This window comes from Mesorhizobium sp. M0894, from assembly GCF_040319725.1.
Classification (GTDB): Bacteria; Pseudomonadota; Alphaproteobacteria; order Rhizobiales; family Rhizobiaceae; genus Mesorhizobium.
Genome location: NZ_JAMYOG010000003.1, coordinates 115339 through 136974 on the forward strand (window position 1 = coordinate 115339; position 21636 = coordinate 136974).

27 protein-coding genes are annotated in these 21636 nt (G+C 63.0%); 14 read left to right on the top strand and 13 right to left on the bottom strand.

The genetic code is table 11. The features are described 5' to 3' along the window. Positions 1–77: 77 nt before the first annotated feature. The 7 genes from NKH91_RS06830 to NKH91_RS06860 form a co-directional block, all read right to left on the bottom strand. Entirely contained in the window at positions 78–809 is a 732-nt protein-coding gene (locus tag NKH91_RS06830; RefSeq protein ID WP_352847167.1) for an SGNH/GDSL hydrolase family protein, read from the bottom strand. 85 nt (positions 810–894) lie between these two features. Further along, positions 895–1632 (bottom strand): DUF899 domain-containing protein, encoded by a 738-nt coding sequence (locus NKH91_RS06835; protein WP_023720981.1) that lies wholly within the window; start codon positions 1630–1632, stop codon positions 895–897. Between the two features lie 152 nt (positions 1633–1784). Beyond that, the gene (locus tag NKH91_RS06840; RefSeq protein WP_352847164.1) at positions 1785–2810 is read right to left on the bottom strand and encodes a class I fructose-bisphosphate aldolase; all 1026 of its coding nucleotides are present in this window, start codon (positions 2808–2810) and stop codon (positions 1785–1787) included. Positions 2811–2950: 140 nt separating this feature from the next. Then, positions 2951–4147, bottom strand: coding sequence for a phosphoglycerate kinase (locus tag NKH91_RS06845; protein WP_352847162.1), 1197 nt, complete (start codon positions 4145–4147; stop codon positions 2951–2953). 174 nt (positions 4148–4321) lie between these two features. Beyond that, on the bottom strand, positions 4322–5176 hold the full coding sequence (locus tag NKH91_RS06850; RefSeq protein ID WP_352847160.1) for a lytic transglycosylase domain-containing protein: 855 nt from the start codon (positions 5174–5176) through the stop codon (positions 4322–4324). Between the two features lie 4 nt (positions 5177–5180). After that, entirely contained in the window at positions 5181–6434 is a 1254-nt protein-coding gene (ispG, locus tag NKH91_RS06855) for a flavodoxin-dependent (E)-4-hydroxy-3-methylbut-2-enyl-diphosphate synthase (RefSeq protein ID WP_352480886.1), read from the bottom strand. 204 nt (positions 6435–6638) lie between these two features. Continuing rightward, the gene (locus NKH91_RS06860) at positions 6639–6818 is read right to left on the bottom strand and encodes a YdcH family protein (RefSeq protein ID WP_023678481.1); all 180 of its coding nucleotides are present in this window, start codon (positions 6816–6818) and stop codon (positions 6639–6641) included. A gap of 241 nt (positions 6819–7059) precedes the next feature. Here NKH91_RS06860 and NKH91_RS06865 point away from each other — a divergent pair, with 241 nt between their 5' ends. After that, the gene (locus NKH91_RS06865; protein WP_023678480.1) at positions 7060–7263 is read left to right on the top strand and encodes a YdcH family protein; all 204 of its coding nucleotides are present in this window, start codon (positions 7060–7062) and stop codon (positions 7261–7263) included. Positions 7264–7297: 34 nt separating this feature from the next. Here NKH91_RS06865 and NKH91_RS06870 read toward each other — a convergent pair whose 3' ends face one another. Continuing rightward, positions 7298–8101 carry an IclR family transcriptional regulator gene (locus NKH91_RS06870; protein WP_023720986.1) on the bottom strand — a complete coding sequence of 268 codons (804 nt, stop codon included), beginning with the start codon at positions 8099–8101 and terminating at the stop codon, positions 7298–7300. 127 nt (positions 8102–8228) lie between these two features. On the opposite strand from NKH91_RS06870, the gene NKH91_RS06875 reads away from it, so the two are divergent. The 8 genes from NKH91_RS06875 (at position 8229) to NKH91_RS06910 (ending at position 14687) form a co-directional block, all read left to right on the top strand. Further along, positions 8229–9110, top strand: coding sequence for a transporter substrate-binding protein (locus tag NKH91_RS06875; RefSeq protein WP_031194546.1), 882 nt, complete (start codon positions 8229–8231; stop codon positions 9108–9110). A 71-nt stretch (positions 9111–9181) separates the two neighbouring features. After that, positions 9182–9847 carry an amino acid ABC transporter permease gene (locus NKH91_RS06880; protein WP_023720988.1) on the top strand — a complete coding sequence of 222 codons (666 nt, stop codon included), beginning with the start codon at positions 9182–9184 and terminating at the stop codon, positions 9845–9847. Between the two features lies 1 nt (position 9848). Further along, the gene (locus tag NKH91_RS06885) at positions 9849–10499 is read left to right on the top strand and encodes an amino acid ABC transporter permease (protein WP_352847158.1); all 651 of its coding nucleotides are present in this window, start codon (positions 9849–9851) and stop codon (positions 10497–10499) included. Between the two features lie 4 nt (positions 10500–10503). Further along, positions 10504–11298, top strand: coding sequence for an amino acid ABC transporter ATP-binding protein (locus tag NKH91_RS06890; RefSeq protein WP_023720990.1), 795 nt, complete (start codon positions 10504–10506; stop codon positions 11296–11298). A 34-nt stretch (positions 11299–11332) separates the two neighbouring features. Beyond that, complete coding sequence (locus NKH91_RS06895; protein ID WP_023678474.1) at positions 11333–11794, top strand: RidA family protein; 462 nt, start codon at positions 11333–11335, stop codon at positions 11792–11794. Positions 11795–11811: 17 nt separating this feature from the next. Beyond that, positions 11812–13017 carry an aminotransferase class V-fold PLP-dependent enzyme gene (locus tag NKH91_RS06900; RefSeq protein ID WP_352847156.1) on the top strand — a complete coding sequence of 402 codons (1206 nt, stop codon included), beginning with the start codon at positions 11812–11814 and terminating at the stop codon, positions 13015–13017. 99 nt (positions 13018–13116) lie between these two features. Continuing rightward, complete coding sequence (gene purE, locus NKH91_RS06905; RefSeq protein WP_023720992.1) at positions 13117–13614, top strand: 5-(carboxyamino)imidazole ribonucleotide mutase; 498 nt, start codon at positions 13117–13119, stop codon at positions 13612–13614. After that, the gene (locus NKH91_RS06910; RefSeq protein ID WP_352480890.1) at positions 13611–14687 is read left to right on the top strand and encodes a 5-(carboxyamino)imidazole ribonucleotide synthase; all 1077 of its coding nucleotides are present in this window, start codon (positions 13611–13613) and stop codon (positions 14685–14687) included. The genes purE and NKH91_RS06910 overlap by 4 nt, the downstream gene beginning before the upstream one ends. A gap of 70 nt (positions 14688–14757) precedes the next feature. On the opposite strand, the gene NKH91_RS06915 is transcribed toward NKH91_RS06910, so the two are convergent. After that, positions 14758–15180, bottom strand: coding sequence for a lysozyme inhibitor LprI family protein (locus NKH91_RS06915; RefSeq protein ID WP_023720994.1), 423 nt, complete (start codon positions 15178–15180; stop codon positions 14758–14760). Between the two features lie 236 nt (positions 15181–15416). On the opposite strand from NKH91_RS06915, the gene ykgO reads away from it, so the two are divergent. Together ykgO and NKH91_RS06925 are read left to right on the top strand one after the other, a co-directional pair. Continuing rightward, positions 15417–15542, top strand: a complete 126-nt coding sequence (ykgO, locus tag NKH91_RS06920) for a type B 50S ribosomal protein L36 (RefSeq protein WP_006327841.1) — start codon at positions 15417–15419, stop codon at positions 15540–15542. A gap of 95 nt (positions 15543–15637) precedes the next feature. Then, positions 15638–16237, top strand: a complete 600-nt coding sequence (locus tag NKH91_RS06925; protein ID WP_023720995.1) for a tetratricopeptide repeat protein — start codon at positions 15638–15640, stop codon at positions 16235–16237. 75 nt (positions 16238–16312) lie between these two features. Here the strand turns inward: NKH91_RS06925 and NKH91_RS06930 are convergent, their stop codons facing one another. The 4 genes from NKH91_RS06930 to NKH91_RS06945 all read right to left on the bottom strand — a co-directional run bounded on the left by NKH91_RS06930 (position 16313) and on the right by NKH91_RS06945 (position 19483). Continuing rightward, complete coding sequence (locus NKH91_RS06930) at positions 16313–17032, bottom strand: NAD(P)H-dependent flavin oxidoreductase (protein ID WP_352847154.1); 720 nt, start codon at positions 17030–17032, stop codon at positions 16313–16315. Continuing rightward, positions 16960–17394 carry an NAD(P)H-dependent flavin oxidoreductase gene (locus NKH91_RS06935; protein ID WP_352847153.1) on the bottom strand — a complete coding sequence of 145 codons (435 nt, stop codon included), beginning with the start codon at positions 17392–17394 and terminating at the stop codon, positions 16960–16962. Before NKH91_RS06935 ends, NKH91_RS06930 begins: the two co-directional genes overlap by 73 nt. A gap of 215 nt (positions 17395–17609) precedes the next feature. Further along, positions 17610–19040 (bottom strand): pyruvate kinase, encoded by a 1431-nt coding sequence (gene pyk, locus NKH91_RS06940; protein WP_352847151.1) that lies wholly within the window; start codon positions 19038–19040, stop codon positions 17610–17612. Then, a complete protein-coding gene (locus NKH91_RS06945) occupies positions 19037–19483 on the bottom strand; it encodes a DUF1036 domain-containing protein (protein ID WP_502894514.1) in 447 nt (148 codons plus the stop codon). The genes pyk and NKH91_RS06945 overlap by 4 nt, the downstream gene beginning before the upstream one ends. Before the next feature lie 285 nt (positions 19484–19768). On the opposite strand from NKH91_RS06945, the gene NKH91_RS06950 reads away from it, so the two are divergent. From NKH91_RS06950 to NKH91_RS06960, 3 genes are all read left to right on the top strand, one after another. Further along, positions 19769–20566, top strand: a complete 798-nt coding sequence (locus NKH91_RS06950) for an N-formylglutamate amidohydrolase (RefSeq protein WP_023720999.1) — start codon at positions 19769–19771, stop codon at positions 20564–20566. A 25-nt stretch (positions 20567–20591) separates the two neighbouring features. After that, a complete protein-coding gene (locus tag NKH91_RS06955) occupies positions 20592–20900 on the top strand; it encodes a DUF1244 domain-containing protein (RefSeq protein ID WP_023721000.1) in 309 nt (102 codons plus the stop codon). 165 nt (positions 20901–21065) lie between these two features. Continuing rightward, the gene (locus tag NKH91_RS06960; RefSeq protein ID WP_352480892.1) at positions 21066–21527 is read left to right on the top strand and encodes a cupin domain-containing protein; all 462 of its coding nucleotides are present in this window, start codon (positions 21066–21068) and stop codon (positions 21525–21527) included. The last annotated feature ends 109 nt before the right edge of the window (positions 21528–21636 follow it).

A 21636-nucleotide genomic window follows, 5' to 3' on the forward strand; every position in this document is an offset into this window, starting at 1 on the left:
GACATACGTAAAACAAAGAACCTAAAGCGCGTCGCATGAGGCCAATCGAACGCGACGCGCTTTAGTGCCGGCAGCCGCTACGCGACGCCCGGTTCGTTGGCGAGCACCAAGCCGGCCAGATGTTCCGCCCAGGCGCGGTAGCCGGCTTCCGAAGCATGAAATCCATCCGACGCAAAGCCGGCCTCGGCGTCAGTGATCGGCAGGCGGGGCGCCGGTATGGCGCCGCGCTCGAGGCAAAGGCGCTCGCCCATCCGGTTCATCTCGCCGGCGCGGATCTCGAGGATCTTGCCGAGCAGCGGCGGCATTGCCGGCGCCCGGGTGAACTCCAGCACCGGCGACCACACCACGCGCGCCTCCGGCCATTTGGCGCGCAGCGCGTAGAGCAGGCCGCCAAAATCGCGCTTGAAGCGCGGTACCGAATGAAAATTCTTGGTGTCGTTGGTGCCGATGGCGAGCACGATATGCGTCCACAGATCGGCCGACAGATTGGGCAGCACATGATCGCGGATCTGGCCAGAGGTTGCCGAGTTGAAGCCGGCTGCCCGCCAGCGCACGGTGCGGCCGGTGCGTTGCGCAATTAGAACGGCCAGTTGCGCGGCCAATCCGTTTTCGGAATTGCCGATGCCGACTGAGGCGGCGGAGGAATCGCCGAGCACCAGCAGCGAGATTGCCGGCGCCTGGCCTGATATCTCGTGCATGACCGGACCTTGTGCCGGCAGCATGCGGGTGGTGCGGCGACGCACGCCAAGTCCTTGCCAGACATAGACCGGAAAGGCGAGCCAGGTGAGAAGGGTCGGAAAGCGCCGCATGGCAAATCCCTTTTAGGGCACAGCGAACAGCACTTAGCGCATGTTGCACTGAAGGTGAACGACCTTGCAGCGACAGCCTGTCGCCTCAATGGCAGCAGTCATGCGTCCCGGATTGGTCTTCATACTCGTCATGCAGCCGCACCCAGTCGGCGAGGCTATGATGCGGCCCGGTTTCGTTGCGGCCTTTCGGCGTCAGGTCGAGATAGTGATAGGCGCCGATCAGCGGATCGCCGCCTCTGGAGCGCGAGATGAAAGTCAGGAAGATGTCGCCTTTCTCGTCGCGATAGAACACGCTGGTGCCGGGAAGGTCCTTCGATCTCCGCGCGCGCCGCTCGAAATTGTAGGTCGTGTCGCCGGCCGCGATCTGCTTGTCGGTGAATGACACCTGCATATCGAAGTTGAAGTCCGATGCGTAGGACGACACCCAGTCGAATTTCCAGCCCATGCGCTGCTTGTAGGGCAGAAGCTCGGCCAGCGGCGCCCGCGCCACCACGACAAGCGAAACATCGTGGTGCCTGAGATGCTGGTTGGCGCCGTCGATGTGGTCGGCAAGGAACGAGCAGCCCTCGCAACGATAATCGGCGCCCGGCCCGAACATGAAATGGTAGACGATCAACTGGCTGTTGCCGCCAAACAGGTCGGGCAGTTTCTTTGGCCCTTGCTCGGTTTCGAAGACGTAGTCCTTGCGGATCTTCAGCCATGGCAATTCGCGGCGTTCGGCGGCGACGCGGTCGCGAAAGCGCGTCAATTCCTTTTCGCGCGCCAGATGCGCCTTGTGCGCCTGAAACCAGTCTTCCTGCGAAACGGTCTTGTTGTTTGGCATAGGTCTGCTCCTCTTTTCACGGAGGACGTTCGGCAGCGAGGAATGCCGACACAGAGCTGCATTTTCAGTTGCAAGAAATTGCAGCCCTTGCTGCTTTCAAACAAAAACCCGGGCACGTGGCCCGGGTCGGGAGAAACGCAAGATGTTTCCGGTCAGGCGGCTTGCTCAAGCGTCGGCTGCCATTGTCCAAGCGCTGCCAGATGGTTCATGTGGGCGCGATGGGCGAAGGCGGCCTGCGCGGCGGCGACGTTCGCCGCCTTGCCGCTCCAGGCCTTCTGCGGAGCGGCCTGCAAGGCGCGGCCGTAGGAGAAGGTCAGCTTCCATGGATGCGGGCCGATGGCATTGATGGCGTTGAGGTTGGCGGTCGCTTGCTCGTCCGATTGCCCGCCCGAAAGGAAAGCGATGCCTCCGATCGCGGCCGGCACCGTCTCGCGGAACAGTTTTATGGTCCTTTCGGCAACCTCGTCGGGGCTGCTGACCTTGCCCGATTTCTTGCCGGCGAGAACCATGTTCGGTTTCAGGATGGTGCCTTCGAGGACGACGCGGACCGCATAGAGCTCGGTGTACAACTTTGTCAGTGTCGCCTTGCTGATCTCGTAGCAAGTGTCGATGTCATGAGCGCCGTCCATCAGCACCTCCGGCTCGACGATCGGCACGATGCCGGCTTCCTGGCAAAGCGCGGCGTAACGGGCGAGCGCATGGGCATTCGAGCCGATCGAGGTGGCGGAAGGCACCCCCTTGGCAACATCGATGTCGATTACCGCGCGCCATTTGGCAAAGCGGGCGCCAAGCTTGTAATAGTCGGCGAGGCGTTCGCGCAGGCCGTCCAGGCCTTCGGTGATGGTATCGCCGGGAAATCTTGCCAGAGGCTTGGCGCCGGCGTCGACCTTGATGCCGGGAATGGCGCCTGATGCCTTGATGATGTCGACCAGCGGCGTGCCGTCGGCGGCCTTCTGGTGGATGGTCTCGTCATAGAGGATAACGCCGGAAATGTACTTGGTCATTGCATCGCTGGCGCGGAACATCATCTCGCGATAGTCGCGGCGGCTGTCGGCGGTCGACTCGACGCCGATGACGTCGAAGCGCTTCTTGATAGTGCCGGAGCTCTCGTCGGCAGCCAGCAGGCCCTTGCCGTTGGCCACCATCGCGGCGGCAATGTCCTCGAGACGTTCGCTCATCGTGCTTCTCCTGAAAGAATTGACCCGTACCCAGCAGACCACCAGAGCAACGCAGGTTCAAGTCGAACCCTTTCGTCGGAGAAGCGCGAATCGATTGAAAATCGCGAGCGCACTGCTTCGCGCTGTTATTAACGCCGCGCTCAGCGCTTCAAGACGTCGACGCCGGGCAAGGGCTTGCCTTCCATCCATTCGAGGAAAGCGCCGCCGGCCGTCGAGACATAGGTGAAATCATCGCTGACGCCGGCATGGTTGAGGGCGGCCACCGTATCGCCGCCGCCGGCCACCGAGACCAGCCTGCCGGCCTTGGTGCGCGCTGCCGCGTGCCTGGCCGTCGCCACCGTCGCATGGTCGAACGGCTCGATCTCGAAGGCGCCGAGCGGCCCGTTCCAGACCAACGTCGCGGCACGGTCGATCCATTCGGCAATGGTTTTCACGGTTTTCGCGCCGACATCGAGGATCATGCCGTCGGCTGGTACGTCTGCAATGGCGACGGTCTCGCTTGCGGCACCGGCCTTGAACTCCCTGGCGACAACGGCGTCGGCGGGCAGGATGATGGCGCAGCCGGCCTCGGCCGCCTCGATCATGATCTGCTTGGCGGTGGTCGCGAGATCGTGCTCGCACAAGGATTTCCCGACGTCGGTGCCGCGTGCCGCGAGAAACGTGTTGGCCATGCCGCCGCCGATGACCAGCGCGTCGACCTTCTTCACCAGGTTCATCAACAAGTCGATCTTGGTCGAGACCTTGGCCCCGCCGACAATGGCGACAACCGGGCGGACGGGATTGCCGAGGCCCTTTTCCAGCGCATCGAGCTCGGCCTGCATGGTGCGCCCGGCGAAGGCCGGCAGCAGGTGCGCCAGCCCTTCCGTCGACGAATGGGCGCGGTGCGCAGCGGAGAAGGCGTCGTTGACGAAGATGTCGCCGTTGGCGGCGAGCTTTTCGGTGAAGGCCGGGTCGTTCTTCTCCTCGGCTTTGTAGAAGCGGGTGTTCTCGAGCAGCAGCACATCGCCGCTTTCCATGGCGGCGACGGCGCTCGCGGCCTTGTCGCCGATGCAGTCGGTGGCAAAGCCAACCGGACGGCCGAGCACGTCCGCCGTCGCCTTGGCGATCGGCTCGAGCGAGAATTCCGGCGCCGGTCCATCTTTGGGACGACCGAAATGTGCAAGCAGGATGACCTTGGCGCCCTTGCCGGACAGCTCGGCGATGGTCGGTACAATGCGCTCGATGCGGGTGGCGTCGGTGACCTTGCCCTCAGTGACGGGAACGTTGAGGTCGACACGCACCAGCACACGCTTGCCGCTGATATTGCCGATGTCGTCCAGTGTCTTGAAGTCGGCCATGCTGATCCCTTTCGCGAAAAATCGCGGGGACCTTACCCCGCATCAACGACGATGCAAGACCTGCCTGACGGTTCTGCTTAAGGGTTCACGGAAAATGTGATCGCGTGTCGAAGATGAAGCGCCCAGCGGGAGCGAGATGGGCAGCAATGGCGCGAAACGCGCCGACATATGGCTTTACCGGTTGCGCACCACAATGCATGCGCCGCCGACGCTGTGCAGCTTCTGGCAAATATCGTCGGCCTTGGCTTTGGTGTCGGCGCCGATCCGCACCGCATAGATGCCGCGCCTGCCGATCGGTGTGCGCACCCGGCTGACCACCGGATTGCGACCGCTGAGCAAGGCTGGAAACCGCCGTTTCACATTGCTCCACTGATTGAGCGCCGCGGCGCGGCGGAAATTGCCGGCCACCTGCACGCCCCATGGCTTGATGTTGATCGACGACATCGGCACGGTTCTGGACATGATCACCGGCAGCGTGCGGCAGGCGGCAGCGAAGCTCGCCTTCTTGTCGAGCGGCCGGATGATGCCGGCATACGCGGCATCGGTGAACCTGTCGGCCGGCTCGCCCATGACGTCCAAAACGTAGCTTTCGGTCTCCATCGGCAAGAAGCCGCCGGAATTCAGCCAGCGCGTCACCCGGCTCTCGCCGGCATTGTATGCGGCTGCGGCGAGGCCCAGATTGCCAAAGCCGGTCTTCATTTCGGCGAGGTATTTTGCCGAGGCCGGGATAGCCTGCTCGATATCGAACGAATTGGCGAGCCCGCGCATCTTGGCGGTACCCGGCATGAATTGGGCGATACCCTCCGCACCGACGGGGCTGACCGCATTGGGATCGAAGCGACTCTCCTTCCAGATCAGCCGGGCAAAGAAATCCCGGGGCAGGCCGTTCTGGTCGGCATGCGTCTCGATAAGATCGCAAACTCGATCGATCAGCTTCTGCTTGGCCGGCCGCGGCGGATCGGCCTGGACGGCCGTCGCCCAGCCCAGCCCGCAAATGACAGCCAGCGTCGCCCCAAGCAAACGCCGCATCGAACTACTCCGCCGCGGCTTTGCCGTGTTGCCCAAACCGCCGTTCGATGTAGTCGGAAACCATTTTCTCGAAATCCGCGGCAATCGACGGGCCGCGCAGCGTCGCCGCCTTCTTGCCGTCGACGAATACCGGGGCGGTCGGCGTCTCGCCGGTGCCGGGCAGCGAAATGCCGATATCGGCATGTTTGGATTCGCCCGGACCGTTGACGATGCAACCCATCACCGCGACCTTGAGGTTCTCGACGCCGGGATATTGTTCGCGCCACACCGGCATGTTCTTGCGCAGGTCGGCCTGGATGTTCTGGGCAAGCTCCTGGAACACGGTCGAGGTCGTGCGGCCGCAGCCCGGGCAGGCGGCGACGATCGGCACGAACTGCCGGAAGCCCATGGTCTGCAACAGCTCCTGCGACACCTGCACTTCTCGTGTGCGGTCGCCGTTCGGCTCCGGCGTCAGCGAGATGCGGATGGTGTCGCCGATGCCTTGCTGGAGCAGGATGCCCATCGCAGCCGATGATGCGACAATGCCTTTCGAGCCCATGCCGGCCTCTGTCAGCCCGAGGTGCAGCGCATGGTTGGAACGGGTGGCAAGCTCGGTGTAGACGGCGATCAGATCCTGCACGCCGCTGACCTTGGCCGAGAGGATGATTTTCTCGCGCGCAAGGCCGATCTCTTCGGCCATTTCGGCAGACAGGATCGCCGACTGCACGATCGCTTCGCGCGTCACTTCCTGCGCGGTCAGCGGAAAGCCTTGGGCCTGGTTGTCATCCATCAGCCGGGTCAGCAGCTCCTGGTCGAGCGAACCCCAGTTGACGCCGATGCGCACCGGCTTGTCGTATCGGATCGCCATCTCGACGATCGCCGCGAACTGCCGATCCCTCTTGTCCTTGAAACCGACATTGCCGGGGTTGATGCGGTACTTGGCCAAGGCCTCGGCGCAGGCCGGATGATCGGCCAGGAGCTTGTGGCCGATGTAATGGAAATCGCCGACCAGCGGCACGTCGATCCCGAGCCGCTCCAGTCGCTCGCGGATGGCCGGCACAGCGGCAGCGCTTTCGTCGCGGTCGACCGTTATGCGCACGATCTCGGAGCCGGCGCGATGCAGCGCCGCCACTTGCGCCACCGTCTGGTCGACATCGGCCGTGTCGGTGTTGGTCATCGACTGGACGACAACTGGGGCGCCGCCGCCGACCATCACGCCGCCGACGTCGACACCGACCGACCTGCGGCGCGGGAAGGGTGAGGAAAAATATCCGGTCATGCCGGCTGCCTTTAATCTTGAAGGTCCGGGCATGAGGTGGAGGAGCAAAGATGGCTTGTCAATGGCGACTGGCGCGCAGACCTAGCAAATCGGAAATGGCAAGACGGCAGCTTGCCGCAAATCCATAAGCGTTTCCGGCAGCATAGAGACATGCCACCGGAAAGAAATCGCGCGCCAGGCGGCGCAGCTAGTCCTGGATGGGCGTCAATGCGTCGTCGGTTTCGCCTTCAGTTTTTCAATCTCGTCCTTGAGCGCCAGCTTGCGCCGCTTGAGATTCACGATTTCGAGGTCGTCTACCGACGGATGGGTCATCGCATCGTCGATTTCGCGTTCGATGTCGCCGTGTTTCCGCTGCAGCTCATCAAGATGGGATGCAAGAGACATGATTGGTTCTCCCTTTCATGGTTTCCTCGGATTGCAGCCGTCATGGCACGTCCACCGCAGGCTCGCTTCTGTGACGGCATAATGACAGTGTGCCACCATCGCGCACCGATGTCGAATGCTGCGTGGTAGCATTCCACGACAATATGAAATGTGGTATGGGCTGCGCGCCGGTGCAAGAAGACCCCCGGTCCCGCCCAATCAGGCCCATAGTTTGGGCGCCGCAGACGTGCAGACGGTAAAAATGTCCGATCAGGAACAGGCAGATATCCGCCTCGAATATTCCCGGCTGAAGCAGGAACACGCCGATTTCGACGCGGCCATCAATGCGATGATCGCCATGAATTGCGACCCGCTGCAGATCCAGCGCATGAAGAAAAAGAAGCTTTTCCTGAAGGACAGGCTGATGGCGCTGGAAGACAAGATCATTCCAGACATTATCGCTTGAATGGACGCCGGCGCTGGCCTGCTGAAAAGGCGGCCTATGCCGCGATCGAAAGCCGCGCGGCGCGCTCGAGCAACAGCTCTATCAGGTCATCGGTCTTTTCGGTCGAGGTATCGATGGGAACCACCAGGCACATCGTCGCCTCGACCCTGCCCGGCGCCGAAAAGACCGGCGCGGCCAGGCATTTCGTGTAGGCATCGACAAGGCCGGAGGTGACGCAGTAGCCGGCCGACTTGGCCACCGCGATATCGGCTATGAAATCGTCGAGCTGCAACCTGCGGCCGTCCGGCAGTACGAGGTCGTCTTCCGAGACCATATCCTCGATCGCTGCCCTGTCGAAGCCGGCGAGGAGCAGCCGCCCGGAAGCTGTCCAGGGAAGCGGTATTTGCAGACCCGTCGCCGAGCTGATCCTGAATGGCCTGGTTCCCGGGCTTGAATGGACGATGGTGTAGCGGCCGCTTTGCAGCATGCACAGCTCCGAGGTCTCGCCGGACTCGCGTGACAGATGGTCGACTTCCTGCCGCCCTCGCCTGAGCAGGTCGTTGCCCCGCACATAGTCCATTCCGTAGAGATAGAGCTTCTTTCCAAAATAGACCCGATTGCCGTCTCCGGCCATCTCCAGCAGGCCTGCGTCGACCAGCGAGCGCACCAGCGTATAGGTCGTCGACCGCGGTGCGTTCACCCCTCTGGCAAGATCGCCAATGCCGATCGCGCGCTGGGTCGCGTGGAGAAACTCCAGAATCTGGAGGACCCGGTTGAGGCCCTTCTCCCGCGAGCCCGAATTCTTGTCTTCGTCCAGACCGGCGTCCGGTCGAGCGGCCAAGGCATTGCCTTCTTGCATTATCGATTCCTGATGTTAATCTGTCTTGTACAGAGTACAGGCGTCCCTTGTAAGGGACAATGACGTCAGTTGCAACCGATGCCTGCGCTGCTGGTCCAACGGGGAACACAACACGAAGGAGGTCGCCGTGAACGACACATCCAAAAGGCGTGAATTTCTGAAACTGGGAATGGCCGGGCTTGCAACGGCCGGAGTGATGAGTGCCGCCACTGCGGTCGATGTCCAGAAAGCTGCGGCCCAGGCAGCGCCTGACAGCCTGCTGCGCACCGTTCTCGAGCGCGGCAAGGTGATCGTCGGCACCGGCAGCACCAACGCGCCCTGGCACTTCGAGAACGATGCCGGCGAACTGGTGGGCATGGACATAACCATGGGTCGCATTCTCGCCAAGGGGCTTTTCGACGATCCGACCAAAGTCGAATTCGTCATGCAGGATCCGGCTCAGCGCATTCCGAACGTGACCACCAACAAGGTCGACATCACCATCCAGTTCATGACCATGACCGCCCAGCGCTCGCAGCTGATCCACTTCTCCAGGCCCTACTATGTCGAAGGCATCGCCTTGCTGACCCTTCCGAACGCCGAGAATAAGACCTTCGACAAGCTGCTTGCCGCCGGTTCGGCGACCCGGATTTCCATCCTGCAAAACGTCGATGCCGAGGCAAACGTGCGCATCGTCCTGCCGGAGGCGCAGGTGATGCAGATAGACACGCAGGCCAACGTGCTGCAGGCACTGGAATCGAAGCGATCCGACGCCGCCGCCGTCGATCTGTCGACGGTCCGCTGGCTCGCCTCGCGCAATCCGGACAAATACTTCGATGCCGGCAAGAGTTGGTTCTCGATGCTTTATGGTGCCGCACTGCGGCAGGGCGACCTCGACTGGCTGACCTTCGTCAACCAGACCTTCACCATCGCCATGTTCGGCCATGAAACGGCACTCTACGACGCTGCGTTCAAGGATTATTTCGGACAGGAGCCGCCGGCCCGCCATCCTGGATTCCCGGTTATCTGATCCATCAGGCGGAAGGATGCCTCCGGCGCCCTTCCGCCTCGTTCCCGGACTGTCGGCACTAAGCAGGACGCATGGGCTATACCCTCAACTTCAACCTGATCTGGCGGCATTTCGACAAGCTCTGGGGGGGGCTGCTGCTCAGCCTTGAGCTGGCTGTCATCTCCATCGCGATCGGCATCGTCATCGGGCTGCTTCTGGCGGTCTGGTACGTGTCGGCCGGGCGAGCGGTGCGGACCGTCATCGCGGGCTATGTCGAGTTCATCCGCAACGTGCCGCTGATCCTGCTCGTCTACCTGGTCTTCTACGGCCTGCCGACCGTGGTCGATATCGCCTACAGCGCGCAAACCTCGTTCATTGCCACGCTGTCGCTCTACAGCGGCGCCTATCTGGTCGAGGTATTTCGCTCGGGGCTCGAGGCGGTGCCGCGCGGACAGCTCGACGCCGGCAAGGCAATCGGCCTGACACCATGGCAAAGGCTGCTCCATGTGCGCCTGCCGACGATGCTGCGCATAACGCTGCCGGCGCTTTCCAACACTTTCATATCGCTCTTCAAGGACACGTCGGTGGCGTCGGTCATTTCGGTACCCGAGCTCACCTATGGCGCCCAGTGGATCAACTTCAACACGTTCCGCATTGTCGAGGTCTATCTGGTGGTGACTGCGATGTACCTGTTGACCGGCTACGCGCTGCTTTTCGCGCTGCGGCTGGTCGAGCGCCGGTTCAAGGCGGCGCGCTGACATGCTGAGCCAGATCATCTACGCCTTGCCGTTCCTCGCCCAAGGCTTTGCCGTAACCTTGTGGGTGTCGCTGCTGGTCGTAGTGTTATCGCTTATCGCCGGCCTGCTGATGGGTGTCGGCCTCGTCTATGGTCCGGCTCCGCTGCGCTGGGCAGTGCGCATCTTCAGTGACACCATACGCGGCATTCCGATCCTGGTGCTGATCTTCTTCGTCTATTACGGCCTGCCCGCGGTGGGACTGCATCTCGAGTCCTTTTGGGCGGCCGTACTCGCCCTCACCCTCTTCAAGACCGCACAAGTCGTCGAGTATCTCAGGGGCGCCGTCGGCTCGATTCCCAAGGGTCAGTCCGAGGCGGCGATGGCGATCGGGCTGACCTTCCGCCAGCGGCTGGCCTACGTCATTTTTCCGCAAGCGTTCAGGCGCTTCCTGCCGCCCTGGATCAACGGCGTCACCGACGCGGTGAAAGGCAGCGCGCTGGTCTCGCTGCTCGGCATCACCGACCTGATGCAAGCGATCAACCAGGTCATCGGCCGCACCTATGAGGCGATGCCGCTCTACCTCCTCGGCGCGCTCGTCTACTTCGCTGTCAACTACGCCCTCTCCTTGGCCAGCCGGCGGCTGGAGCGGCGTTTCTCCTTCATCCGGGAATAACAAGATGTCCAAAGCCTCGCACGCAAATCCGGCGCTTCTCGATATCTCCGAGGTCTCCAAAGCCTTTGGATCGGTCGAGGTCCTGCGCTCTGTAAGCCTCAAGGTGACACGCGGCGAGGTGGTGACAGTCATCGGGCCATCCGGCAGCGGCAAGACCACGCTGCTGCGCTGCGTCAACTTCCTGGAGAGCTATGATAACGGCTCGATCCGTATCGACGGTAAAGAGGTCGGCTACCGCGAGGCGGGAACACGCCAGCGACGCAGCGAGCGCGACCTGGCGGCGATGCGCGCCGAGACCGGAATGGTGTTCCAGAGCTTCAATCTGTTTCCGCATTTGACTGCGGCCGGCAACATCATGCTCGGCCTGCGCAAGGTGCGCGGCAAGAGCAATGCCGAGGCCCGCACCATTGCCGAGCACTGGCTCGGCCGGGTCGGGCTCGCCCACAAGGCCGACAGTCTGCCGGCCGAGCTTTCCGGCGGCCAGCAGCAGCGCGTCGGCATCGCCCGCGCTGTGGCGATGGAGCCGAAGATCCTGCTCCTCGACGAGATAACCTCGGCGCTCGACCCCGAACTGGTTGGCGAGGTGCTCGAGGTCGTACGCAGCCTCGCCGAAGACGGCATGACGATGCTGATGGTCACGCACGAGATGGCTTTTGCACGCGATGCATCGAGCCGCATCGTTTTCATGGCGGATGGCGGCGTCAGTGCCGTCGGACCTCCCGCCGAGATCCTGGCTGCGGACTTCGACAATGAACGCCTTCGCAGCTTCCTGGCGCGGTTTCGCGCCTCGCATTTTTGACACCGGACGGCGAAAGCTGTCGCAAGGAGCTTTTATGACGCCTTACATCCGGCTCGCGGAATTGGGCCTGACGCTGCCCGAGCCGCCGAAGCCCATCGCCAACTTCGTCACCTATGCCGAGAGCGGACGGCTGATCTTCCTCTCCGGCCAGGGGCCGTTGCGCGCTGATGGCGCGCTCTGCACCGGCAAGGTTGGCGAGGATGTCTCCGTGGAGGAGGCCTATGGGCATGCCCGTCTCACCGGCCTGAACCTGCTCGCCGTCATGCATGCCGCGGCCGGCGACCTCGGCCGCATCGTGCGCGTCGTCAAACTGCTTGGCTTTGTCAATGCAACGCCGACATTCAGCGAGCACCCCAAGGTGGTGAATGGCTGTTCCGATCTTTTCGCGGCCGTCTTTGATACGCTTGGCGGACACGCCCGTTCCGCGATCGGTGTCGGCTCGCTGCCGGGCAACATCACAGTTGAAATCGAGGCGGTCGTCGAGATCGCCGCCTGAAAACAGGATCTACAGAGATGACGACCTATGCCGCTGACCGTTCCAATACGACAATCCGCGAACGGCTCGGCCTTCGCCCGATCATTAATGTTTCCGGAACGATGACGGCGCTCGGCGCTTCGATCATCGTGCCGGAAGCGATTGCCGCAATGTCGGAAATCGCCTCGCAATGGGTCGAGATGGACGATCTGCAGCGCGCCGCAAGCACGGTGATTGCACGCCTCACCGGCGGCGAGGCCGGCTTTATCACCGCATGCTGCGCCAGCGGCATAACCATGGCGATTGCCGGCGCGATGACCGGAACCAGCCTTCTTGCGATCGAGCGGCTGCCGGACGACACCGAGGGCCTCAAATCGGAGGTCATCGTCCAGCTTGGCCACATCGTCAATTATGGCGCGCCGATCGACCAGTCGATCCGGCTTGCCGGAGCCAAGGCAGTGCCCGCCGGCACGGTCAGCGTTACGCAGGACTATCATGTAGGCGAGGCGATCCAGGACCGGACGGCGGCAGCCCTCTACGTCGTCGCGCACCACACCGTGCAATACGGCATGCTCTCGCTCGAAGAGTTCTGCGAGATCTGCCACGCCAAGGGCGTGCCGGTGATCGTCGACGCCGCCTCGGAATACGATTTGCGCGGCTTTCTGGCGCGCGGCGCCGACATTGTCGTCTATAGCGGGCACAAATTTCTCTCAGGGCCGACAAGCGGCATCGTTGCCGGCCGCAAGGATCTGGTGCGGGCCGCCTATCTCCAGAACCGCGGCGTTGCGCGGGCCATGAAGGTCGGCAAGGAGAGCATTGCCGGCACCATGGCGGCCCTGGAAGCCTGGGAACGGCGCGACCATGCCGGCATCCGCCAGCGGGAAGAAGCCGCACTGCATCTGTGGCAAACCGCATTGCAGGGCCTGCCCGGCATCGCAGCAAACATCATTCCCGATCCGACCGGAAATCCTCTCGAGCGCCTGCAGGTGTTTGTTGCGCCCGAAAGCCGGTTCACCGCCGCCGGGCTGGCCTCGGCACTGGCGGAGGGTTCGCCCCCCATTATCGTTCGCAACCACGAGGTCGAGCGCGGCCACTTCTTCCTTGATCCGTGCAATCTGCACCCCGGCGAGGCGGAGATCGTCGCCGAGCGCCTGCGGGCGGTGTTGAGCGCTGCTGAGCGGCCCGCGGATGCGATGAAGTCCGCTCGCAAGCAGTCTGCCGGGGCTTTGCGCTGGCCGGATTAGGTAGCGATGGCGCCATTCGCCCGAGTGCGGGACGCTCCTATCCTTGCGGCTCCCCTCGATTTCCGCTAATGCGCGCGTTTGCCGCCGGGGAGCAGAAGCTTGGACAATCACCGCGCCGACGTCGCCATCATCATGGGCAGCCAGTCCGACTGGGCGACGATGCGCCACGCCGCCGAAACGCTTGAGGCGCTTGGCATTCCACACAAGCGGCTGATCGTCTCGGCCCACCGCACTCCCGACCGGCTCTATGACTTCGCCAAGGGCGCCAAGGGCGCCGGCTACAAGGTGATCATCGCCGGTGCCGGCGGTGCGGCGCATCTGCCGGGCATGACGGCAGCGATGACGCCACTGCCGGTGTTCGGCGTGCCGGTGGAATCGAAGACGCTGTCCGGCCAGGATTCGCTGCTTTCGATCGTGCAGATGCCGGCCGGCATTCCGGTCGGCACTTTGGCCATCGGCAAGGCCGGCGCTGCCAACGCCGCCCTTCTGGCCGCCGCGGTGCTGGCGCTGAGCGACGAAAAGCTTGCCGCCCGGCTGGACAGCTGGCGCGCCGCGCAGACCGCCAAGGTGGCCGCCGAGCCGACGGACACGCCGTGAGCCGGCCCGCCGGATCGACCATCGGCATCATTGGCGGCGGCCAGCTCGGCCGCATGCTGGCGATGGCCGCGGCCCGCCTCGGCTACCGCATCGTCGTGCTGGAGCCGCAGCCGGACTGCCCGGCGGCACAGGTCGCCAACCGGCAGATCGTCGCCGCCTATGACGACGCGGCCGCGCTCGGCGAGCTGGCTGCGGCCAGTGCCGTCGTTACTTACGAATTCGAGAACGTTCCGGTTGCGGCCGCCGCGGCACTTGCCACCACGGTCCCGGTCTATCCGCCGGCACGCGCACTGGAAGTGGCTCAGGACCGGCTGGCGGAAAAGAAATTCCTCAACGGCATCGGCATACCGACCGCGGATTTCAGCCCCGTCGACAATGACGAGGAACTGACGGCCGCGCTGAAAAAGTTCAACGGCAGCGGCATATTGAAGACGCGCCGGATGGGCTATGACGGCAAGGGCCAGCGTGTCTTCCGCAACATGGAAACAGGCGGCTTTGCCGGCACTTGCGAGGCGATGGGCAACGTGCCGTTGATCCTGGAATCATTCGTCGCCTTCGAGCGCGAGATTTCGGTGATCGCCGCGCGCGGCATCGACGGTTCGCTCGCCGCCTACGATCCGGCCTGGAATGTCCATCGCAACGGTATTCTTCACAGTTCGACGCTGCCGGCCGGGGTGAAGTCCGACACGGCGGCTGCGGCTCAAACGGCGGCGGCCGAGATACTTGCAGCGCTCGACTATGTCGGCGTCATCGGCGTCGAATTCTTTGTCCTGGCCGACGGTTCGCTGCTGGCCAACGAGATTGCGCCGCGCGTCCACAATTCCGGCCACTGGACGGAGGCCGCCTGCACCATCTCGCAATTCGAGCAGCACATCCGCGCCGTCGCCGGCCTGCCGCTGGGAAATCCCGCACGGCAGTTCGACTGCGTCATGGAAAACCTGATCGGCGACGACATCCGGCGCGTTCCTGAACTTCTCGCCGAGCCCGATCTGATGCTGCACCTCTATGGCAAGGCCGAGGCGCGGCCCGGCCGCAAGATGGGCCATTTCACGCGCGTGAGCCGCCGCAGCTAGAGCATGATCCCGAAAAGTGGAATCCGGTTTTCGGGAACGATCATGCTCAAACAAAAGTTAGAACCTACGCTTACTGGATGTCGCCGCTCTCGTCCTCGTCGGGGCTGGCGCAGCTCACATCGCCTTCCGCGCAGGTCGAATCGGCGGTGAGCTGTTTGGTGCGGTCGTCGGTCAGCCGCGTCAGGCATTCCGATATCAGCATCGGATAGATCGAGCCGCCTTCGCTGTCCGCGGCGGAATAGCTGCATTCCGCGTCGCGAAAGGCGATCCACGCGCGCTGCGCCGTCTGCAACAGCTTCCTGGCTTTTGCATCGCTTGCGCTGATGAGCTCTTGGTAGGCCTTGTTGAGTTTGGCGTCGGCGGATTTGTAGTCCGCGTCGGCGCAGATGTTCATCATCTGCTGGCTGTCGTCGTTGCGGTCGCATTCCTGCGCATGGGCAACAGAACCTGCCGCAAGGACGGCAAGACAGGCGGACACAAGAATTCGGCGCATGATGATCTCCAATTCGCAACCGCATCATTCCAGCCGTCTCAAGCCCGCGCAATGCCGCAAGGCGCCGTTGGCGGGTATTTCGATGATACGAAACGGTCCGTATCGTTTAGGCAACGCGCTTGCGGTTGACACGGGCAAGGCTCCTCGTCTATGAGCCACGCACAGTTCAAAGGCGCGTCTGTGGGCGCGCCTTAATAGTTCGGCCCGGGACCGGGCCCAGACCGACGGGCAAGACCATGAAGATCAAGAATTCGCTCAAGGCGTTGAAGGCGCGTCACCGCGACAACCAGCTGGTTCGTCGCAAGGGCCGCGTCTACATCATCAACAAGACCGCTCCGCGCTACAAGGCGCGCCAGGGTTGAGTTTTTGACCGGAGGCTGCGTGCCTCCGTGCGCATGATACGCCTCTCACGCTAAATTCAGTTTGACGATCCGGCGTCGGGGGCTAGATTCCCGCGATGCGGATTCTTTTTGCATTTTTCACGGCTTTCTTCGTTTCCAGCGCTGTCTCGCTGCCGGCGTGGGCTGAAGATCCGACAGCAAATCGGCCGACAGCACCTCCGGTTGTGATGACGAAACAGGCGCGGCTCGATCAGCTGTTTGCCGATCTCAAGCGCGAACGCAACGAAAAGGCGGCCGAGCGCATCGCCGGGCGCATCGGCAGCGAGTGGTCCCAGTCGGGCAGTGCCTCGATCGACCTGATGATGCAATGGTCGCAAAAGGCGACTGAAAACCAGAAATTCGATGTTGCGCTCGATTTCCTCGATCAGGTGGTAACCCTGCAGCCGACCTATGCGGAAGGCTGGAACCGGCGCGCCACGGTTCATTTCATGATGAAGAACTACGGGAAGTCGATGTCGGACATCGACCGTACCCTGCAGCTCGAACCACGCCATTTCGGCGCGCTTTCCGGCCTGGCCCAGATCATGGCCGAAACCGGCCACAAGCAGTCGGCGCTCGAGGCCTGGCAGCGCGTTCTCGGCATCTATCCGATGATGCGCAGCGCCCAGGACCAGGTCGCCGCACTTTCCGAAGAGCTTGCCGGCGAAGGCATTTGAGACCAGTAAGGGAATAGGGGAGTAAGGCAGTATGTGAGTGGTGTAGATGCACTCCGGAACACATCCCCTACTCCCCTACTCCCCTACTCCCCTATCGGCCCGATCTATGCCGCTTGCTTCCGTGACGAGTTTCTCCACAAGGGCGGCGGCCGGCATCTCCCGCAGCTTCGCAACGCCCTGCCCGGCCCAAATAGGCAAGAAGTCAGCCCGCTTGCTTTCATCCTTTGCCATTGAAAGCGGCATGACCAGACTCGCCTGTAGCGGAAACGCCAGCGCAGCATCTTCCTCACCAGCCATTTCCATCACAAACCGGTTGCGCACCACGCGCGCTGGGCGGCCAGTGAAGCAGCGAGTCACCGACGTGCTCTCGTCGTTGGCCGAGCGCAATGCTACGCGATAGACTGGCTGCACATTGGCTTCAGGACAGGCCAGGAAAGCCGTGCCGATCTGCACACCACATGCACCAAGTGCAAAGCTGGCAGCAATGCCGCGACCGTCGAAGATACCGCCGGCAGCAATTACAGGCACCCGCACGGCATCAACAATCTGTGGTACGAGGGCCATAGTGCCGGCTGTGCCGATAGCAGGGTCGCCAGTGAATGTGCCGCGATGCCCACCCGCCTCGTATCCCTGCGCGATAATGGCGTCCACCCCTCCTGCCTCAAGCTGGCGCGCTTCCGAGACGGTGGTAGCCGAACAGAGGACAATACAGCCGCCGGCTTTCAACTGCTGCACAATTGCGGTGTCGGGTAGGCCGAAGTGGAAGCTGACCACCTTCGGGCGAAGCTCGAGCACAATTTCGAGACGCTCACGATCGAAGGTGGGAAGGGTTCGCCCGGCTCGGGCACCGGTCCGAGGCCGACCTCCTCATAGCAGCCGCGAAGGCGGTCTCGCATACTTTGAGCTGCCGCATCATCGCGTGCCGGCGCCGGGTGCGCAAAGAAGTTGACGTTGATCGGACGATTGGTGGCGTGCTGTGTCGCCGTGAGCTGCTCGCGGATAGCCGCCGCAGGCAGAATGCCGCATCCGAGCGAGCCAAGCGCCCCGGCATTGCTGACTGCCGCCGCGAGTTCCGGCGTGGTGATGCCGCTCATCGGCGCCTGGATTATCGGGTGTTCAATGCCGAGGAGTTCCAGAAGATCAGTGCGCATCCACATTGGATCACCCTCCTCTTTCTCCCAGGAGAGATTACCTTAACTGACTTCCAGCTCAAGTCGGATAGGGCCTTCGAACCGCTTCACGGCCGGCCACAGGCTGATGCAAGCTGGCGGAGTTCGGCGTCGATCCTAACCCGACTGCGGTCGATGCGCCGGGCTGGCGCCGCGTTTACGACGCGCCATGCAGCCGGCCCATCCGGCAGCCGCAGCCGACATTAGCGGCCGACTTCCGATCCGACATAGGCGATGCGCAGCATGTTGGTCGAGCCCGGCGTCCTCAGCGGCACGCCGGCCGTGATGATGACGCGGTCGCCGGGCTTGCCGAAGCCTTCGTCCAAAGCGATGCGGCAGGCGCGATCGACCATGTCGTCGAGGTCGATGGCATCGGGAGAAACGACGCAATGCGTGCCCCACAGCAGCGACAGCCGCCGCGCCGTGTTGAGGATCGGCGACAGCGCCACGATCGGCACTTGCGGCCGCTCGCGCGCGGCGCGCAAGCCGGTTGTGCCGGACGCGGTATAGGTGATGATCGCCGACAGCTTCAGCGTCTCGGCTATTTCGCGGGCGGCGAGCGAGATGGCGTCGGCTCCGGTCGCTTCCGGTTCCGAGCGCTGCGCGTTGATGATGCCGGCATAGGTCGGGTCGGTTTCGACCTTGGTGGCGATCCGGTTCATCATCGCCACCGCCTCGACCGGATAGGCGCCGGCGGCGGACTCCGCCGAAAGCATGATCGCGTCGGCGCCTTCAAACACGGCGATCGAAACGTCCGACACCTCGGCGCGTGTCGGCACCGGCGCGGTGATCATCGATTCCAGCATCTGCGTGGCGACCACCACCGGCTTGCCGGCACGGCGCGCGGCGCGAGTGATCTGCTTCTGGATGCCAGGCACGGCTTCGAGCGGCATCTCGACGCCGAGATCGCCGCGGGCAACCATCAGCGCATCCGAAAGTTCAATGATCTCGGCCAGCCGGGCGACGGCCTGCGGCTTTTCGATCTTGGCCATGATCAGCGCCCGGCCGCGTGCGATCTTGCGTGCCTCGGCCAAGTCCTCGGGCCGCTGCACGAAGGACAGCGCCACCCAGTCGACGCCGGTCGCCAGAACCGCGTCGAGATCCCGGCGGTCCTTTTCTGTCAGCGCGCCGACCGGAAGATCGGTGTCGGGCAGGCTGACGCCCTTCTTGTCGGAAATGGTCGTGCCGGCCACGACGGTGCAGACGATCGCCTTGCCGTTGCTGCTGACCGCCTTGAGCTCGAGCTTGCCGTCGTCGATCAGCAGGCGATGACCGGCCTCGACCGAACGCAGGATTTCGGGATGCGGCAGGTAGACCCTCGTCGAATTGCCGGGCTCGGGATTGTCGTCGAGCGTGAAGGTCTGGCCGACGGTCAGCACCTCTTTGCCGTTGGCGAATTTGCCGACGCGCAGCTTTGGCCCTTGCAGGTCGGCGAGAACGCCGATTGGCCGGCCGACCGCCTCCTCGACGGCACGAATGCGGCCGACGAGCGTCCGCATCAATTCATGATCGGTATGGCTCATATTGATGCGGAACACGTCGGCGCCGGCTTCGAACAGCTTCTTCAGCATCTCCTCGGACGAGGAGGCCGGACCGATGGTGGCGAGGATCTTGACCTTGCGGCTGCGTCTCATTGACTGTTTGTTCCCGGGGCGGCTGGAGCGCCATCCGTTGCGGGCTCGTCAGTCAGCTGGACCATCCAGCTTGCCTGCTCGCCCGTGTCATATTCCTGGAATCCGGCGCGCTGAAAGCCCCGGGCGACGCAATCGGTAACGCCGGCGATCTTGAACTCTTTTTCGGCCACGCACATGTTGATCGGGCCATCCCAGCGTCCGCCGCGCTCGGCGTCTTCTGCATAAAGATAGTAAAACCTTGATGACAACGGTCCCTCGATCAGCGTCTTGCAGCTCGACCCTTCGATGTGCCACCAGCCTTCGGTGATCCAGCCAGCTTTGGCGCGATAGCCGATGCCGACACCGACCAGGTTCTGCGTGGCGTTGCAGACCCGGAAATCGGCCCGTGCCGGCGAGGCCGAAATCACCGCGAAAAGGCCCATGGCCGGTACCAGGAGGGGCATGGCCAAGGCGTGGCGCACGCGCAGCCTGCCGGCGAAACCCATCCCGAAACCCCTCAAGAACCACATTTGCATCTCTCAACGCCCCTTTTCGGAAAAGTCCGTACGCATGTCAACGCGCCGATCTGTCCAATCCAATCGATTTAGAAGGCTCTGGCGCGCTTACGGTCGCCCCTGCTCAGTTTTTTGGCAGAAACCGTGGCCAAACAACGGCATTGCGCGAGCGTTCTCTTCGTGGAATGACGATACCACCCTCCCCGGAAGCCAGCGAACAGACCTTTCCCGCCAATGACCCGATCCACAGTTTTCGCGCCTTTCGACATCGTCGAAGGCGATCGCAAGCGCGGCATGGTGCTTTTGGCCGATCACGCCCGCCGCGACCTGCCGGAGGAGTATGGCAGCCTCGGCCTGCCCGCGGCGGAGTTCGACCGCCACATCGCCTACGACATCGGCGTCGAGACTGTAACCCGCGAACTCGCAAGTCTGCTCGGCGTTCCGGCGGTGCTTGCCAATTTTTCGCGACTGCTGATCGACCCCAATCGCGGCGAGGACGATCCAACGCTGATTCGCCAGCTCTATGACGGCACCGTCATCCCGGGAAATTATCCCATGGCGCCGGAGGAACGCGAAAGACGGCTGGATCGCTTTTACCGCCCCTATCATGACGCCGTCGGCGCCATGATCGCCTCGGTGGCGCAAGCGTCGGCGCAGGCGCCCTTCATTTTTTCGGTGCATTCCTTCACACCGACCATGCAGGGCTTCGTGCGGCCGTGGCATGTCGGCATATTATGGGATCTCGACGATCGCGTTGCGCGGCCGCTGATCGACATGCTCGCCGAGGACAAGAGCCTCGTCGTCGGCGACAACGAACCCTATGACGGCGCACTGCGCGGCGATACCATGTTCAGGCACGCTATCGTCAACGGCTTTGCCCATGCGCTTATCGAGATCCGCCAGGACCTGATCGCCGACCGGAAGGGTGCGCTCGCCTGGGCCGAACGGCTGGCGCCGATCGTTGACGCGATAGATCGACGTGCCGATATACATGCAGTGAAAATATTCGGCTCGCGCACCGGGCCGGCATGATGGAGGCCAAGGAGGCCAACAAGCCATGACCGAACTCAGCGACGTACAAAAGCGCGATTTCGAAGCCGCTGCCTTCCGCCGGCTGGTCGCGCATCTGCGCGAGCGTTCCGACGTGCAGAACATCGACCTGATGAACCTCGCCGGCTTCTGCCGCAACTGCCTGTCCAACTGGTACCGCGATGCGGCGCAAGCCGAGGGTGTCGAACTCAGCAAGGACCAGTCGCGCGAGATCATCTACGGCATGGCCTATGCCGAGTGGCAGGCACTGAACCAGATCGAGGCCTCCGATGCAAAGAAGGCCGAGTTCGAGGCAAGACGCCCCAGGGACCACTAGAGCAATTCCAGGAAAAGTGTGAACGGTTTTCCGTCCGGAATTGCGTCAAGACAAAAGGATGGAACGGTTCGGCGTTTCCGTGAAACGATGAACCGTTCCAGGGTCACAATCCATCGCACTGAACGACCTTCACGAATGGTTTTCGCCCCAAATGGGAGGACTGCCGTGCCTAAGATCGACGTCGCCGACGTACCCGGACGCAAGGGCTCATCCTATCCACCTCCGTTCGATGCACCCTGTGCCGAACGCGTGCGGCAGCGGCTGGGCAACGCCGGCGGGCTCACCGACTTCGGCATCAATCTCATGCGCCTGCCGCCGGGCAACTGGTCGAGCCAGCGCCACTGGCATTCGCACGAAGACGAGTTCGTCTACGTGCTCGAAGGCGAGCTGACGCTCGTCGAAGATGCCGGCGAGACGGTGCTGCGCGCGGGTGATTGCGCGGCCTTTCCGAAAGGCTCCGGCAACGGCCATCACATGATCAACAAATCGGGCGCAGTTGCGATCTATCTCGAAGTTGGTTCGCGTTGGCCCGCCGACGTAACCACCTGCTCCGACATCGACATGATGAGCACCAACGCCGACGGCCGGTTTGTGCACAAAGATGGCGCGCCTTATCCCGAGCCGTAGAGATTTTGGAGTGGACCACCGAGGTGGTTGGCCGACACGAGAGGACGTAGCGTCCACCGGCGCCTTGTGGCGCCGTCTGGTCCAAGCACTTTCGGCGAAGAGCGCTTGA